This window comes from Acidovorax sp. sic0104, assembly GCF_019219095.1.
In the GTDB taxonomy this organism is placed as follows: Bacteria; Pseudomonadota; Gammaproteobacteria; order Burkholderiales; family Burkholderiaceae_C; genus Acidovorax.
The window spans coordinates 58440-72250 of record NZ_JAHUWH010000009.1 but is presented as its reverse complement, the minus strand read 5'-3'; the positions used below and the strand labels follow the sequence as shown (position 1 = coordinate 72250).

The 13811-nt window shown below is 68.4% G+C and carries 15 protein-coding genes; 10 read left to right on the top strand and 5 right to left on the bottom strand.

All coding sequences use genetic code 11. The features are described from left to right. Positions 1-180 precede the first annotated feature (180 nt). A complete protein-coding gene (locus tag KW835_RS15575) occupies positions 181-639 on the top strand; it encodes a BON domain-containing protein (RefSeq protein ID WP_255593588.1) in 459 nt (152 codons plus the stop codon). A gap of 159 nt (positions 640-798) precedes the next feature. Next, on the top strand, positions 799-2385 hold the full coding sequence (locus KW835_RS15570) for an ABC transporter substrate-binding protein (protein ID WP_218383933.1): 1587 nt from the start codon (positions 799-801) through the stop codon (positions 2383-2385). Positions 2386-2754: 369 nt separating this feature from the next. On the opposite strand, the gene KW835_RS15565 is transcribed toward KW835_RS15570, so the two are convergent. Beyond that, positions 2755-3078: a YnfA family protein gene (locus KW835_RS15565; protein ID WP_218383932.1), complete on the bottom strand. Its 324-nt coding sequence runs from the start codon at positions 3076-3078 to the stop codon at positions 2755-2757. Then, positions 3075-3824 carry a helix-turn-helix transcriptional regulator gene (locus KW835_RS15560; RefSeq protein WP_218383930.1) on the bottom strand — a complete coding sequence of 250 codons (750 nt, stop codon included), beginning with the start codon at positions 3822-3824 and terminating at the stop codon, positions 3075-3077. Before KW835_RS15560 ends, KW835_RS15565 begins: the two co-directional genes overlap by 4 nt. Positions 3825-3915: 91 nt before the next feature. On the opposite strand from KW835_RS15560, the gene KW835_RS15555 reads away from it, so the two are divergent. After that, positions 3916-4260, top strand: coding sequence for an NIPSNAP family protein (locus tag KW835_RS15555; protein ID WP_218383921.1), 345 nt, complete (start codon positions 3916-3918; stop codon positions 4258-4260). Next, a complete protein-coding gene (locus KW835_RS15550) occupies positions 4257-4601 on the top strand; it encodes an antibiotic biosynthesis monooxygenase (protein ID WP_218383919.1) in 345 nt (114 codons plus the stop codon). The genes KW835_RS15555 and KW835_RS15550 overlap by 4 nt, the downstream gene beginning before the upstream one ends. Positions 4602-4649: 48 nt before the next feature. Here the strand turns inward: KW835_RS15550 and KW835_RS15545 are convergent, their stop codons facing one another. The 3 genes from KW835_RS15545 to KW835_RS15535 form a co-directional block, all read right to left on the bottom strand. Then, complete coding sequence (locus KW835_RS15545) at positions 4650-5387, bottom strand: metallophosphoesterase (RefSeq protein ID WP_218383917.1); 738 nt, start codon at positions 5385-5387, stop codon at positions 4650-4652. Positions 5388-5398: 11 nt separating this feature from the next. Then, entirely contained in the window at positions 5399-6154 is a 756-nt protein-coding gene (locus KW835_RS15540; RefSeq protein WP_218383915.1) for a hypothetical protein, read from the bottom strand. 195 nt (positions 6155-6349) lie between these two features. Then, positions 6350-7774: an FAD-binding oxidoreductase gene (locus tag KW835_RS15535; RefSeq protein ID WP_218383913.1), complete on the bottom strand. Its 1425-nt coding sequence runs from the start codon at positions 7772-7774 to the stop codon at positions 6350-6352. 165 nt (positions 7775-7939) lie between these two features. Here KW835_RS15535 and KW835_RS15530 point away from each other — a divergent pair, with 165 nt between their 5' ends. The 6 genes from KW835_RS15530 to KW835_RS15505 all read left to right on the top strand — a co-directional run bounded on the left by KW835_RS15530 (position 7940) and on the right by KW835_RS15505 (position 13805). Continuing rightward, positions 7940-8605 (top strand): TetR/AcrR family transcriptional regulator, encoded by a 666-nt coding sequence (locus tag KW835_RS15530; protein WP_218383905.1) that lies wholly within the window; start codon positions 7940-7942, stop codon positions 8603-8605. Positions 8606-8687: 82 nt separating this feature from the next. Next, on the top strand, positions 8688-9692 hold the full coding sequence (locus tag KW835_RS15525; protein ID WP_218383903.1) for a tripartite tricarboxylate transporter substrate binding protein: 1005 nt from the start codon (positions 8688-8690) through the stop codon (positions 9690-9692). Then, positions 9689-11191, top strand: coding sequence for a carboxylesterase/lipase family protein (locus tag KW835_RS15520; RefSeq protein WP_218383901.1), 1503 nt, complete (start codon positions 9689-9691; stop codon positions 11189-11191). Before KW835_RS15525 ends, KW835_RS15520 begins: the two co-directional genes overlap by 4 nt. A gap of 126 nt (positions 11192-11317) precedes the next feature. Beyond that, positions 11318-12112 carry a GntR family transcriptional regulator gene (locus KW835_RS15515; RefSeq protein ID WP_218383900.1) on the top strand — a complete coding sequence of 265 codons (795 nt, stop codon included), beginning with the start codon at positions 11318-11320 and terminating at the stop codon, positions 12110-12112. Then, entirely contained in the window at positions 12109-12930 is an 822-nt protein-coding gene (locus tag KW835_RS15510; protein ID WP_218383899.1) for a transporter substrate-binding domain-containing protein, read from the top strand. The genes KW835_RS15515 and KW835_RS15510 overlap by 4 nt, the downstream gene beginning before the upstream one ends. Positions 12931-13130: 200 nt before the next feature. Beyond that, positions 13131-13805 (top strand): amino acid ABC transporter permease, encoded by a 675-nt coding sequence (locus tag KW835_RS15505; RefSeq protein WP_218383892.1) that lies wholly within the window; start codon positions 13131-13133, stop codon positions 13803-13805. Positions 13806-13811: the final 6 nt, after the last annotated feature.

Genomic DNA, 13811 nt, shown 5'->3' with positions numbered 1-13811 from the left:
GTCTTGATGCGCTGAATGCCGACTCCGCAGGCCCCGCGCGGCGCCACGCCCCCGCTGCCTCCGGGCTGCCTTAACATGCCCGTTCCCCTTCACCGAAAGGACACGAGCATGCAACTCGATCGGCCATGGCGCCCGCTGCGCACGGTCTTCGCACTGGCCTTGGTGGCGGGCCTGTCCAGCATGTCACAGGGCCAGGGCGCTGCGACGCCGCCTGCGGCCCGCACCAACGCCTTCAACGACCCCTTCGTGCAGGTCACCTCCGCCATGCCCGGATGCCCGGTGCCCGAGGGGCCGCTGTACACCGAGGCCGAGGTGCGCGAGCTGGCGCATGTGCGTTCGCAGCATGGCGGCAGCTGCCACCGCGTGGGGCGTTGCCGGCTTCCCAATTCCTACCTCTACGACGCCGAGATCATCCCGCGCGTGCAGCGCTACATCCGCGAGGAGGGGCGCTTTGACGACACCAGCGTGTGGGTGCTGGGCGAGCGCCGCCTGGTCACGCTCAAGGGCTGCGTGCGGTCGGCCGAGCAGGCGCGGGCGCTGGAGAAGGCCGTGGAGCTGGTGGACGACGTGATGGGCGTGGTCAATGAACTGCAGGTGGGCACCTCGCGCGAGGGGGTGCGCTACCCCCTGGCCCCATAGGCCGTGCCAGATACCGCAGTTGCGGCGTTTGCGCAATCGGCCCTGACGCGCACTTGAGCGCCCGAACCACACCCCCCGGAAGGGGGCTTGGGCGCGCGGGCGTCCTGCTGCATATTGCCGGTTCCTTCACACGTCCCTGTCTTGCAAAGGAGATCTTCCATGCACTTCAAGCACTCCCTGCTCGCGGCCGCCACCCTGGCCCTGGCAGCCGCCGCACCGGCCGTATCGGCAAAACCGTTCAAGTGGGCCGGGTCCACCGACATCCAGACCATGGACATCCACTCGCAGAACAGCGCGCTGGGCAATGGCGTCCATGCGGCGGTGTACGAGTCGCTCGTGATGTTCAACAGCCGCACGCTCAAGGTCGAGCCGCTCTTGGCCACTTCGTGGCAACAGGTGACCCCCACGCAACTGCGCGTGAAGCTGCGCCAGGGCGTGAAGTTCAGCGACGGCTCGTTGATGACGGCCGATGACGTGGTCTATTCGCTGCAGCGCGCGATGAGCAAGACGTCCACCTATGCCATCTACACCCAGGGCATGGACCGCATCGCCAAGGTGGATGGCGAGACCATCGACATCTTTTTGAAGAACCCCAACCCGGTGCTGCTCAACCAGCTGACCGAGTTGCGCGTGATGAGCAAGGCCTGGTCCGAGAAGAACAACTCCGTCGAGCCCAAGGACATCAAGTCCAAGGACGAGACCTTCTCGCACCGCAATGCCATGGGCACAGGCCCCTTCGTGCTCAAGGAATGGGTGCCCGACCAGAAGATCGTGTTCAGCGCCAACCCGCAGTGGTGGAACGCGGGCAAGGCCGAAGGCAATGTCACCGAGATCGTCTACACGCCCATCAAGTCCGAGGCCACGCGCATCGCGGCCCTGCTCTCGGGCGAGGTGGACATGGTGCGCGAAGCCAACCTGCAGGACCTGGAGCGCCTCAAGGCCCATCCCAACCTCAAGGTGATGGAGATGGTCGAGAACCGCACCGTCTACCTGGCCCTGGACCAGTTCCGCGACGAACTGCCGGGCAGCAGCATCAAGGGCAAGAACCCGCTCAAGGACCTGCGGGTGCGCAAGGCGCTGTACCAGGCCATCGACGTGGCCGCGCTGCAGCGCGTGACCATGCGCGGCATGTCCAAGCCCACGGGCGCCATCGTCTCGCCGCTGGTCAACGGCTGGACGGAGGCCGTGGACAAGCGCCTGCCCTACGACCCCAATGCCGCCAAGGCATTGCTGGCCGACGCGGGCTACAAGGACGGCTTTGAAGTGGACCTTGCGTGCAGCAACAACTCCATCATCCAGGACGAGAACCTCTGCCAGGCCATCACCTCGATGTGGGCCCGCGTAGGCATCAAGGCCAAGCTGCGCACCATGCCCTCCATCACCTACTATCCCATGGCCCAGCGGCACGAGGCCAGCATTGCGTTGCTGAGCTGGGGCGTGCCGACCTTCGACGCGCTGTACACCCTGCAATCGCTCACGCGCTCCAAGACCACGGGTGGCGACGGCAACTACAACCTGGGGCGCTACAGCAACGAACGCATGGACTACATCGTGGACCGGGTCAAGACCGAGATCGACCAGCCCGTGCGCAACCGCTTGCTCACCGAAGGCCTGCAGCTGCAGAACGACACGGTGGCCAACATCCCGCTGCACAACCAGATGCTGGCCTGGGCGATGAAGAAGAACGTGGACCTGGTGCAACGGCCGGACAACCGCATCGACTGGCGGCTAATCAAGGTGAATTGAGCGGGGGCTGGCAGGGCGGTTGGTTTGAAGGGCGCTGGGGGGTGGACTCGCAGTCGTGCGCTGAAGACGGCCCCCTCTCCCCGGCCATCTCCCGCAAGGGGAGAGGGGGTCCAGGCGGGGATGGTCACGGTTGTGCTGGAAATGGCCTCTGGCGCTTCATGAATGAGCGCTGAATGCTATGTTTTGTATAGCAATCGGTTTTCGCACTCGCCGCACCCAGCCGCCGCTCATGTCGCCCCAAACTCCCTCTCCCGTTGCGGGAGAGGGCTGGGGAGAGGGTGCGTGAGCAGCAGGGCCTTCATGCCTGAACTCCACCCTGCACACTGCGGCAGCCGGCGCGATCAATTCGCTTGCACCCCCGCCCGTCGGTCACTTCACCGGCTGCAGCATGATGATCGCCATGCCTGCCAGCGCCACCAGCACCCCCGCCACATCCCACGTCGTGGGCCGGATGCCGTCCACGGCCCACAGCCAGGCCAGCGCCACGCCGATGTAGACGCCGCCGTAGGCCGCGTAGACACGGCCTGCACCGGCGGTGTCGTGCAGCGTGAGCAGCCACGCAAAGAGTGCCAGGCTCAGCGCGGCCGGCACCAGCAGCCACGCGGTCTTGCCCTGCCGCAGCCACAGCCAGGGCAGGTAGCAGCCCACGATTTCGGCCAGTGCCGTAGCGATGAAAAGCGCAAACGTCTTCATGCGCCCGCCCGTGCCGGCGTGTGCCGCGTGCCATGCGCCACGTCATTGCTGGCGGCTTCGCCGGCGGCGGGTGCCATCCATGCGCGCAACGCCAGCTCGCCCTCGGCCGAGAAGTGCACCACGCGCGAGTCCTTGTCGCGCCGGGCCCAGCCGCGTTCCATCAGGCGCTGCAGCAGCGCCGCGCCCAGGGCGCCGCCCAGGTGGTGGCGCCGCTCGCTCCAGTCCAGGCAGGGGCGGCACAGCATGCGCCGCTGGCGTGCCACCACTGCCGTGTCGATGCCCTGGTGGGCGAACCATTCGGCGCCCGCTGGCGTCACGGCCAGGCCGTCGTCGGCAGCGTGCAGGTAGCCCTGGCGCAGCAGCGCCTCGTGCAGTTGCACGCCCACTTCTCCGGCCAGGTGGTCGTAGCAGACGCGGGCACGGCGCAGGGCGGGCTCGCGCGGGCTGGCGCGCAGCCGCACTGCGCCCGCGCGAAACGCCACGTTCATCAGCGACTCCAGCAACTGCGCCACGTCGCGGTTGGCCAGACGGAAATAGCGGTGGCGGCCCTGGCTCTCCACGGACACCAGGCCGGCGTCAAGCAGCTTGGCCAGGTGGGCGCTGATGGTCTGCTTGGTGACGCCGGCGACGTCGGCCAGCTCGGTGGCGGTGAGCGCGCGGTCGGCCATCAGGGCGGTGAGGACTTCGGCGCGCGCGCTGTCGCCGATGAGCGCGGCGATGCGCGCGATGTGAGGGCCGTCTTTCATGGTTCGATGTTGGGCGAACCATCTGTGGCCGTCAAGCGCCTATCGTGAAGCCCTCACACACCACACGCACCATGACCCGGAGCCTCACACCATGATCACCTGCTTCATCCGCTATGAGATCGACCCGTTCCAGCGCGACCTGTTTGCCGAATACGCGCGCCGCTGGGGCCAGATCATCCCGCGCTGCGGCGGCCACCTGCTGGGCTACTTCCTGCCGCACGAGGGCAGTAACTACGAGGCCTGGGGCCTGATCGGCTTCGACTCGCTGGCCGCGTACGAGGCCTACCGCGCCCGCCTGCGCACCGATCCCGAAGGCCGCGCCAACTTTGCGATGGCGCAGGAAAAGCGCTTCATCCTGCGCGAGGAGCGCACCTTCACCCAGGGGGTCGAAGGCACGCTGGGCCTGCCCGCGCACTCTGTGGAGTCCGCCGCATGATGGCCGTGATCTTCGAGGTGCTGCCCGCGCCCGGCCAGCGGGATGCCTATCTCGCAGCGGCTGCAGCGCTGCGGCCTGTGCTGGAGCAGGTGGACGGCTTCATCTCCATCGAACGCTTTGAAAGCCTGAGCCAGCCAGGCAAGCTGCTGTCGCTCTCGTTCTGGCGCGACGAAGACGCCGTGGCCCGCTGGCGCCAGATGGAGGCCCACCGCGCCACCCAGCAGGCCGGCCGTGCCGGCATCTTTGCCGACTACCGGCTGCGCGTGGCCGCCGTGGTGCGGGACTACGGCCTGCATGACCGCGCACAGGCGCCTGCGGATTCGCGCGGGGTGCATGGCTGAGAGTTTGTGCAGTGGCGTCGGTGCGGGTGGCTTGCCGCGCGCGCTGCGTCAAGGCATGTAGCCGGTGCGCAAGGCGTGAGCCCACTCAGGCCGCCCCCGCTGTTCTGCCAGCAGGGCCATGGCCTCATGGCCGTAGGGCACCGCAATGTGCTCTGCCTGCCAGTGGCCGTTGCGCAGCGTGATGAGTGCGTAGCGCGCATCCGGCGAGCCGCCTTGCACCGCGTGGTCAACGGGGTGGTCGTCGCTGTACGCCTGCAGGCCCACGCTGCCGGGGTTGACCAGCAGCTGCACCCCCCGCCGCACGGCGCGTGGCACGTGGGTGTGGCCGCAGGCGATGACGGGCACCGCGCCGTGGGCGCCCACGCGCTCGCCAATCTCTGCGGGCGTTGCCAGCCGCAGTGCATGGCCGTCCAGCGTTTCCAGCAGGTACTCATGGTCGCTGCGCGGCGAGCCGTGGCACAGCAGCACGTTGTCGTCCAGGTGCATGCAGTGCGCCAGGCTGCGCATCCACGCGAATTCGGTCTCGGTCAGTTGCGCGTGCGCATACTGGTCCGAGGGGCCACCCTTTCCGGGCCGCAGATTCAGCACTTGGCGTTCGTGGTTTCCCGCCAGCGACAGCCAGTCCGAGGCCATGAGCCATTGGGCCGTCTCGCGTGGCAGCAGCGGGCCCGAAAGGTTGTCGCCCAGGTTGACCACCCTGTCGGCGCCGCGCTGGCGGATGTCCGCCGCCACGGCTTCAAGGGCCGCGAGGTTGCCATGGATGTCGGAGACGAGGGCGATGCGCATGGTGACTGGTTTCAGCAGGGTGAAACGCTGATGCTACCGACACCGTGGCACATGTGCCCGCTGACGCGGGCCTGGTTGAACAGCAGGTCGCACAGCCACGCGTAGACGAGCGCAATGTAGGCAAACTGGCCCCAGCCCACATAGCTGCCGAACACGATGGTGTGTAGCCAGTTCTGGCCCCACAGGTAAACCATGCTGCTGATCAGCGCGGCTGCCAGCAGCGTAGCCGCGGCCGGCACCAGTGCGGGCGCCTGCGCGCCACGGCGACGCAGTGCGGCCAGGCCCAGCAAGGCAAACGCCAGTGCATTCGCACCGCTGAAGATACGCAGTTCGCGCAGCAGCCTGTCTGCGGTGTCCAGGTAGGCGGTGCGTATCAGGGCGTCGAGCTGGGCCTGCATCTGCTGCGCGGTGCCGATCTCCAGCAGCAGCCGCTCTTCGCGGCGCTTGCGGCACTCGCAGGCGGGAATGCCCATCTCTGCGGCGATGGTGGCCACGCGTGCCGGCAGGCCTTCCGACAGCGATTTGCGCGCCGCTTCGATCTCTTGCTGCTTGCCCTGCCACAGAAGCTGCGCCCGCCCGGCCAGAAAGCGCGCATCCAGCGCCTGCAGCTTCTCGCCAGTTTTCTCTTCGATGTGCTGGCGGATCCGCTCGCGTGCGGTGTGTTCGACCCAGGTGGGTTGCAACAGCGACACGAGCAGCAGTCCGCCGAAGAACAGGCTGCCCAGCAAGGCGGCGAGAAGCGCAAGAGGGCGAACCAGCGAGGTCATGCGGTGATTGCGGCCGGCTGCACGCCGGCCTGTCCATGAAAAGCCCAGGGGCAAGGCTTGGCACGATAGGGCCTGCGGCAACGCGCGGCGGTCGAGCAAACAGCCGCCACGTCGTTTTGCGTGACATCCGTCACGGCGTCCGGCGTGTGCAGGGCGTCGAAAGCGCACCCTCGGCCAGGGGTGCCGCCCAGGGGCTCACATCGAGAAAATCTTGCCCGGATTCAGGATGTTCTTCGGATCCAGCGCCCGCTTGATCGACCGCATCATGTCCACCGCGCCCGCCCCCGTTTCGTCCAGCAGGAAACCCATCTTGTGGATGCCCACGCCGTGTTCGCCGGTGCAGGTGCCGCCCATGGAGAGCGCGCGGGCGACCAGCTGGTGGTTGAGCTGTTCGGCGCGCGTGCGCTCGTCGGCGTCGTTGGGGTCGATCAGGTAGCCGAAGTGGAAGTTGCCGTCGCCCACATGGCCGACGAGGAAGTAGGGGATGCCGCTGGCTTCCACCTCGTCCACCGATTCGAGCAGGCAGTCGGCCAGGCGGCTGATGGGCACGCAGGTGTCGGTGCTGATGGCGCGGCAGCCGGGGCGGCTTTGCACGGCGGCGAAGTAGGCGTTGTGCCGCGCGGTCCACAGGCGGGTGCGTTCCTCGGGCGTGCTCGCCCATTCGAAGGCCTGGCCGCCGAACTCGCTGGCGATGTCCTGCACGGTTTCTGCCTGCTCCTTCACGCCCGCAGGTGAGCCGTGGAACTCCATCAGCAGCATGGGCTCCTCGCGCAGCGAGAGTTTGCTGTGCGCGTTCACCATGCGCACCGTGTGGTGGTCGATGAGCTCCACGCGCGCGATCGGAACGCCGAGCTGGATGGTCTGGATCACGGTGTGCACGGCGGCCTCGATGCTCGGGAACGAGCAGATCGCGGCGCTCACTGCTTCGGGCAGCGGGTACAGGCGCACGGTGATCTGCGTCATGATGCCCAGCGTGCCCTCGCTGCCCACCAGCAGGCGCGTGAGGTCGTAGCCCGCGCTGCTCTTCTTGGCGCGCGTGCCGGTGTGGATGATGTCGCCGCTGGCCGTGACCACCTCCAGCGCCAGCACGTTCTCGCGCATCGTGCCGTAGCGCACGGCGTTGGTGCCGCTGGCGCGCGTGGCGCTCATGCCGCCGATGCTGGCGTCCGCGCCGGGGTCGATGGGGAAGAACAGGCCCGTGTCCTTGATCGCATCGTTGAGCTGCTTGCGCGTAATGCCCGGCTGCACCGTCACGGTGAGGTCTTCGGCGTTGATGCTCAGCACCTGGTTCATGCGGCTCACGTCGATGCTGATGCCGCCCTGCACGGCCAGCAGGTGACCTTCGAGCGACGAGCCCGCGCCGTAGGGGATCACGGGCACCTCGTACTGGCTGGCGAGCTTTACGGCATCGGCCACGTCCTGCGTGCTCTGGGCGAACACCACGGCCGAGGGCGGCGGCGCCTGCAGCGAACCCTCGTCGCGCCCGTGCTGCTCGCGCACGGCCTGGGCCGTGGAGCACTGCGCGCCGAAGCGGCTTTGCAATGCGTCGATCAAGGCTTGCGGCACATCGCGCAGGTGGATCTCGGGCTCCAGGTGGGCGGCGGCGGTTGGGGCGTTCATGGGGGTGTCTCCATTGTGTCGGCGGTTGGAAATCATTCTAGGTGCGCGGGCCGGCCCTGCGCGGCGGACGATGGTTCGGGCTGGGTCGGCCACCGGGTATTCCCCGTATGGCCTGCCTGAATGGCCCATTTACATTACGTTTGAAATGTATATTGTTTGTGCTACATGACCACCCGGAACATCCCTGAGCGCCGCAGTCACGCCGAGCGCAGCGCGGCCACGCGACAGCACCTCATCGCCACGGCCATCAACGTGATCCAGCACCGCAGTCTGGAGGAGATGTCCATCCACGAGCTGGCCCGCTCGGCGGGGATGACCTCGGGCGCGGTGCAGCACCACTTCGAGTCCAAGGCCGTGCTCATGATGCGTGTGCTCAGCGAGCTGGTGGAGCAGCGCGTCGAAGCGGGCCAGCTCTGGCCACCGCGCGAGCTGCCCGCTGCGCAGCGGGCCATGCAGTTCGTGCAGACGGCGTGGGACCTGATCTATGCGCAGCCCCGCTTCATCGTCGCCTGGAACATCTACCTGGGCTGCCGCAATCAGCCCGAGGTGCTGGGCCATATTGCGCAGCTTCGCCAGCAGATCAACGCGCAGATGCGCGATGGCTTCTTCGATGCATTCCCCGAGCTGGCTGCGGCGCCGGATCGCGAGGCTTTCCTCGGGCTGGTGTTTTCCACGCTGCGCGGCATGGGTCTGCTGCAGTTGTTCCCCGATGCGCCTGCAGCCGGGCCGCAGGCCCAGCTGCAATGCCTGGCGGGCCTGATCGCGAGCCGCTGCAACGCCGCCGCGCTGCCTGCGGCGCGCCCCACGCGGCGGCGCGCACCGCGGACCTGAACCCGTTCTCACGGCCCCGCCGCTGCGGGGCGTGCCTTGCGCTGTCTGCGCGGTCCCGCATACCACCAACAGGAGACATTCCATGACGCACTTTCGCACTCCCCGCACCCGCAGCAAGGCTGCGGCCGCTGCGCTGCTGGCCTGCGCAATCCTGCCGCCCGCAGCCCATGCGCAGACGGCCGCCTACCCGGCCAAGCCCATCCAGCTTGTGGCGCAGCAGCCGCCGGGCAGCGGGTCGGACGCGATGACGCGTGTCTGGGCCGACTGCGCGGCGCGCGAGCTGGGCCAGGCCGTGGTGGTGCAGAACAAGCCGGGCGCCAACGGCATCCTGGCGGTCAACTTTCTCAAGGGCCAGCCGGCCGATGGCTACACGCTCATGAGCATCGGCATGTCGCAGATGACGATCACGCCTTATGTGTACCGCCAGCGTCCGTACGACCCGCTGGCGGACTTCGATGGCGTGGCCGTGCTCGGCACCTCGCCGCTGGTGCTGGCCGTTCCGGCGGGCAGCGGCATCGCGCGGCTGCAGGAACTGGACAGGCTGGCGCGCGCCACGCCGGGCGGCGTCAACTTCGGCTCGCCGGGCAAGGGCAGCCCGGCGCACCTGCTCACTTCCGCGCTGCTGGACAAAATGGGCGCGCCTGGCACGCACGTGCCCTTCGTCGGCGAAGGCGCGGGGCTCACCGCGCTCATGGGCCAACAGATCCAGGCGATGACCCTGGTGATGGGCACGGCGGCTGCGCAGGTCAAGGCCGGCAAGCTGACGGCGTTGGCCGTGTTCGGCGCGCAGCGCTCGCCGCTGCTGCCGGATGTGCCCACCATCGCCGAAGCGCTGCCCGCCGCAGCCGACCTGGCGCGGCCTTCGTGGATCGCCGTGGTGGCGCGCGCCGGCACGCCGCCCGAGTTGCTGGGCCGCCTGAACGCCGCCACCGAAAAATGCCGTGGAGACGCGCAGTACAAGAGCCGCTTCGAGGCCATGAACGTGAGCCTCACGGGCAGCACGCCGCGCGAAGTGCGCACATGGACCGAGCGCGACGCCGCCGTGTGGCGCCCGCTGATCGACAAGCTGGGTCTGGCCACCGAATGACCGGGATTGCCGGGCACCACGAAGTCACCCTGGCCCATGGCGGGTGCCTGCGGGGCTGTGTGCAGGCGGGGCTGCATATGTTCAAGGGCATTCGGTATGCCCAGGCGCCGTTCGGCCCGCTGCGTTTCCAGGCGCCCGTGCCGCAGCCGGCGTGGCAGGGCGTGCGCGACGCGCTGGCATTCGCGCCCGCCGCACCGCAATTGCCGCGCGTGGCGCACGCGCACACGCCCGTGGTGGGCGGGCCGGACTGCCTGGCGCTCAATATCTGGGCGCCCGCAGACAGGGCGGGTCCGCTGCCCGTGATGGTGTGGGTCCACGGCGGTGGCTTCTTTCGTGGCGCGGCCAGCGACCCGCTCTATGACGGCGCCGCATGGGCGCGGCAGGGCGTGGTGTTCGTGTCGGTGCAATACCGCCTGGGCATCGACGGCTTCCTGCACATGCCTGGCGCGCCGGCCAACCGCGGCCTGCTCGACATCGTGGCGGCCCTGCGCTGGGTGCAGCAGCACATCGCTGCCTGGGGTGGCGACGCGGGCCAAGTTACGGTGATGGGCCAGTCTGCCGGCGCAGGTGCGCTGGCCTGCCTGCTGGGCATGCCGCAAACGCTGGGTTTGTTCCAGCGGGCCATCCTGCAAAGCCCCAGCGTGGCCTGCCAGACACTGCAGGAGTCCGCAGCAGCCCGCGAAGCCGTCGCAGCGCTGGCGGGAGTGGCGCCCCAGCTTGACGCGCTGGCGCACGCACCTCTTGCCGCGGTGCTGCAGGCCGTGCATCGCCTGGCCATCGACCCGGCGCTGCGCCGCCGCTTGGGCCTGGGCGGGCGCCAGTTCTTTCCGCTGCGGCCCGTGGTGGATGGCGAGGTGCTGTCCGTGCCGCCGTTGCAGGCCATGCACCGGTGCTGGGCCGCCCACCCCGGGCAGGCGAGCGCGCTGCGGGTGCTGGTGGGAAGCAATGCCGACGAGATGCGCCTGTACCACGTGCCCACGGGGCTGTGGGACGACGCCACGCCCTCGCACGTCGATGCGTTTGCACAAGATGCCGAACTGCCCGCCGCGCTGGTGGCCGCCTACCGCACCAGCGTGGACGGCGGTCGGGCGACACCGGGAGCGCTGCTGGCTGCGTTGCAGGCCGATCACTACTACCGGGTGCCGGCCTTGGGCATCGCACGCCTGGCGGCGCGCTGGGCGGGCGGGGCCCATCGATACAGCTTCGAATGGCCGTCGCCTCAGGCGCGTGGCCGACTGGGGGCTGCACATGCGGTGGAGCTGCCCTTTGTCTTTGCCAACCTCGACACGCCGCAGGGGCTGGAGTTCACCGTTGCGCAGCCGCCGGTGGCCTTGTCCGAGACCATGCACCGGGCGTGGGCGCAGTTCGCCGTGTCGGGCGACCCGGGCTGGCCGGCATTCACCGACACCCAGTCCTGGACGATGCGCTTCGGCTCCCCGCCTTTCTGCACTGACCAGCCGGAGGATGCCCTGCTTCACCTCTGGGATGCGCTGACCTGAAGCGGTGATGCCCCATGCCGGGGCGAAGGCGCACAACAGGCACGCTGATGGACTGCCCGGGTGCGCCAGACTGGTGCGCAGAGCTTGTATACCAGTTGGCACGGAACCTGCAATCGGTGGACGGCAATGACCACCGCCAACGACATCAGCAACCGCATCATTGAAGCCGTGATGGCCCAGAAGCTTGCGCCAGGGTCGCGCCTGGGCGAGCAGCAGCTGGCGATGCTGTTCGACTGCAGCCGCACCATCGTGCGTGAGGCGCTCACGCGCCTGTCCACACGCGGCATCGTCACGGTGAGCGCACGGCGCGGCTGGTATGTCATCGAGCCGTCGGAAGACGAGGCCCGCGAGGCCTTCGAGGCGCGCCGCGTGATCGAACTGGGCCTGCTGCACCAGCTCAAGTCAGTGGACAAGGCCGCCGTGCGCCAGCTCAAGGCCCACCTGCAGCGCGAGAAGGCGGCCCTGGCGGGCAGCGACGTGGGCGTGCGCAGTTTCCTGCTCGGCGACTTCCACGTGTGCCTGGCCGAATGCCTGGGCAACGGCCTGCTGGCCGACACGCTGCGCGACTTCACGGCGCGCACAACGCTGATCGCCATGCTCTACCAGTCCTCGCACGATGCAGCGCAGAGCTGTGCCGACCATGTGCGCATCGTCGAAGCGCTGGAGGCAGGCGACATCGTCCGCGCCGAGGCCTTGATGTCCGAGCACATAGGCACCGTGCAGTCGGCCCTGCGCCTGCAGGCCAGCAGCGATCCGCTGGCCGGGTTGCGCGACGCGCTGGCGCCCGTGCGCAAGAGCCCTGCGCCGACCACAGCACCTGCCCGCTCGCGCAAGCCCCGCGCCGTCCCGAGTTCCACCACCCCTGCGTCTGACCCAGACGCGTCTGCCGACGCATCCACCTACCTAGGAGCCCTGCTATGACCAACGTCCGCACCCTCACCTCGTCCTCCCGCCGCCTGACCCTGGGAGTGCTCGCCGCCACCGGCCTCGCAGCGGTCCTGATGGCACCCGCAGCCCACGCACAGAACGCGCTGGACAACATCCTCAAGGCCAAGGAAGTCAAGATCGCCATCCCCACCGACTACCCGCCCTACGGCTTCGTCGGCACCGACCTCAAGCCCCAGGGCCTGGACGTGGAGATGGCCCAGTACATCGGTGCCAAACTGGGTGTGAAGGTCGAGCTGATCCCCGTGACCAGCGCCAACCGCATCCCCTACCTGCAGACGCAGAAGGCCGACCTCGTGATCTCCACGCTGGGCAAGAACCCGGAGCGCGAGAAGGTCATCGATTTCACAGCCGCCTATGCGCCTTTCTTCCAGGCGGTGTTCGCGAGCAAGAGCCTGTCGATCAAGAGCTTTGCCGACCTCGCCGGCAAGTCGGTCGCCGTGACGCGCGGCGCGATGGAGGACCAGGAGCTGGGCAAGGTCGCGCCCGCCGGCGTGGACGTCAAGCGCTTTGAGGACCATGCCGCCAGCATCTCGGCCTTCGTATCGGGCCAGACGCAGGCCATTGCCACCAGCGCGTCCACGGCCGGCACCATCATGATGAAGAACCCCAACCTGCAGACAGAATACAAACTGCTGCTGAAAGACAGCCCCAACTTCATCGGCGTCGCCAAGGGCGAGGACAAGCTGCGCCTGCGCGTGAACGAGATCATTGCCGAAGCGAAGAAGTCGGGCGACATCGACAAGCTGTCGAGCAAGTGGCTGGGCCGGCCTGCGGGCGAACTGCCTTTGTGATCGACGGCGCGTCGTGGCTCTTTCCCACCGCTCGGGTTGATGAGCCTGTGCAAGCCGCTCCCGACGCGCTGTGCGCGCGCCCTGGCTTCGACAGGCTCAGCCCGAACGGTTGTGAGGGCCGGTGGCCGTGAAAGTGCCACCCTGCGTTCCATGACGCGCACTGCGGTGCGCAGGCACCCACAACCCAAGCCGCAAGCACCATGCTGATCCAACTCGACTTCTCTGCCGTGCTCTCGTCCTGGCCGCTGCTCGTGCGCGGCCTGGCGTGGACCATCGCGCTCACCATCGTGGGCACCGTGCTGGGGCTGTTGCTGGGCACGGCCTGCGCCTGGGCCCGTGCGCGCAACCTCGGGCCGCGTGCGGCGCCGCTGCGCTGGGCCGTGGCGGCGTATGTGGAGCTGGTGCGCAACACGCCCTTCATCGTGCAGCTGTTCTTCCTGTTCTTCGGGCTGCCGGCGCTGGGCGTCAAGCTCTCCCCCGAGGTTGCGTCGGTGCTGGCCATGGTGATCAACCTGGGGGCGTACTCGGCCGAGATCATCCGCGCCGGCATCGAGGCCACGCCGCGCGGCCAGATCGAGGCGGCGCAGAGCCTGGCGCTCACGCCCGGCCAGACCTTCCGGCGCGTGGTGCTGCCGCCAGCGCTGCTCAAGGTGTGGCCTGCGATGGTCAGCCAGATCATCATCGTGATGCTGGGCTCGGCCGTGTGCGGCCAGATCTCCACGCCCGAGCTGAGCTATGCCGCCAATCTGATATCGAGCAACACCTTCCGCGCGTTCGAGGCCTTCATCCTGGCCACGCTGGTGTACCTGGTGCTGTCCATGCTCACCCGCCGCCTGCTGATGTGGGTGGGGGCGCGTTTCCTCGTAGGAAGGTAGATCGCC

What these genes read in the sequence shown, in the direction of transcription:
- KW835_RS15575 (WP_255593588.1), top strand. Translation starts at nt 181, where the DNA reads ATGTCACAGGGCCAGGGCGCTGCGACGCCGCCTGCGGCCCGCACCAAC.
- KW835_RS15555 (WP_218383921.1), top strand. Translation starts at nt 3,916, where the DNA reads ATGATCACCTGCTTCATCCGCTATGAGATCGACCCGTTCCAGCGCGAC.
- KW835_RS15525 (WP_218383903.1), top strand. Translation starts at nt 8,688, where the DNA reads ATGACGCACTTTCGCACTCCCCGCACCCGCAGCAAGGCTGCGGCCGCT.
- KW835_RS15520 (WP_218383901.1), top strand. Translation starts at nt 9,689, where the DNA reads ATGACCGGGATTGCCGGGCACCACGAAGTCACCCTGGCCCATGGCGGG.
- KW835_RS15540 (WP_218383915.1), bottom strand. Translation starts at nt 6,154, where the DNA reads ATGACCTCGCTGGTTCGCCCTCTTGCGCTTCTCGCCGCCTTGCTGGGC.
- KW835_RS15515 (WP_218383900.1), top strand. Translation starts at nt 11,318, where the DNA reads ATGACCACCGCCAACGACATCAGCAACCGCATCATTGAAGCCGTGATG.
- KW835_RS15530 (WP_218383905.1), top strand. Translation starts at nt 7,940, where the DNA reads ATGACCACCCGGAACATCCCTGAGCGCCGCAGTCACGCCGAGCGCAGC.
- KW835_RS15570 (WP_218383933.1), top strand. Translation starts at nt 799, where the DNA reads ATGCACTTCAAGCACTCCCTGCTCGCGGCCGCCACCCTGGCCCTGGCA.
- KW835_RS15510 (WP_218383899.1), top strand. Translation starts at nt 12,109, where the DNA reads ATGACCAACGTCCGCACCCTCACCTCGTCCTCCCGCCGCCTGACCCTG.
- KW835_RS15505 (WP_218383892.1), top strand. Translation starts at nt 13,131, where the DNA reads ATGCTGATCCAACTCGACTTCTCTGCCGTGCTCTCGTCCTGGCCGCTG.
- KW835_RS15565 (WP_218383932.1), bottom strand. Translation starts at nt 3,078, where the DNA reads ATGAAGACGTTTGCGCTTTTCATCGCTACGGCACTGGCCGAAATCGTG.
- KW835_RS15545 (WP_218383917.1), bottom strand. Translation starts at nt 5,387, where the DNA reads ATGCGCATCGCCCTCGTCTCCGACATCCATGGCAACCTCGCGGCCCTT.
- KW835_RS15560 (WP_218383930.1), bottom strand. Translation starts at nt 3,824, where the DNA reads ATGAAAGACGGCCCTCACATCGCGCGCATCGCCGCGCTCATCGGCGAC.
- KW835_RS15535 (WP_218383913.1), bottom strand. Translation starts at nt 7,774, where the DNA reads ATGAACGCCCCAACCGCCGCCGCCCACCTGGAGCCCGAGATCCACCTG.
- KW835_RS15550 (WP_218383919.1), top strand. Translation starts at nt 4,257, where the DNA reads ATGATGGCCGTGATCTTCGAGGTGCTGCCCGCGCCCGGCCAGCGGGAT.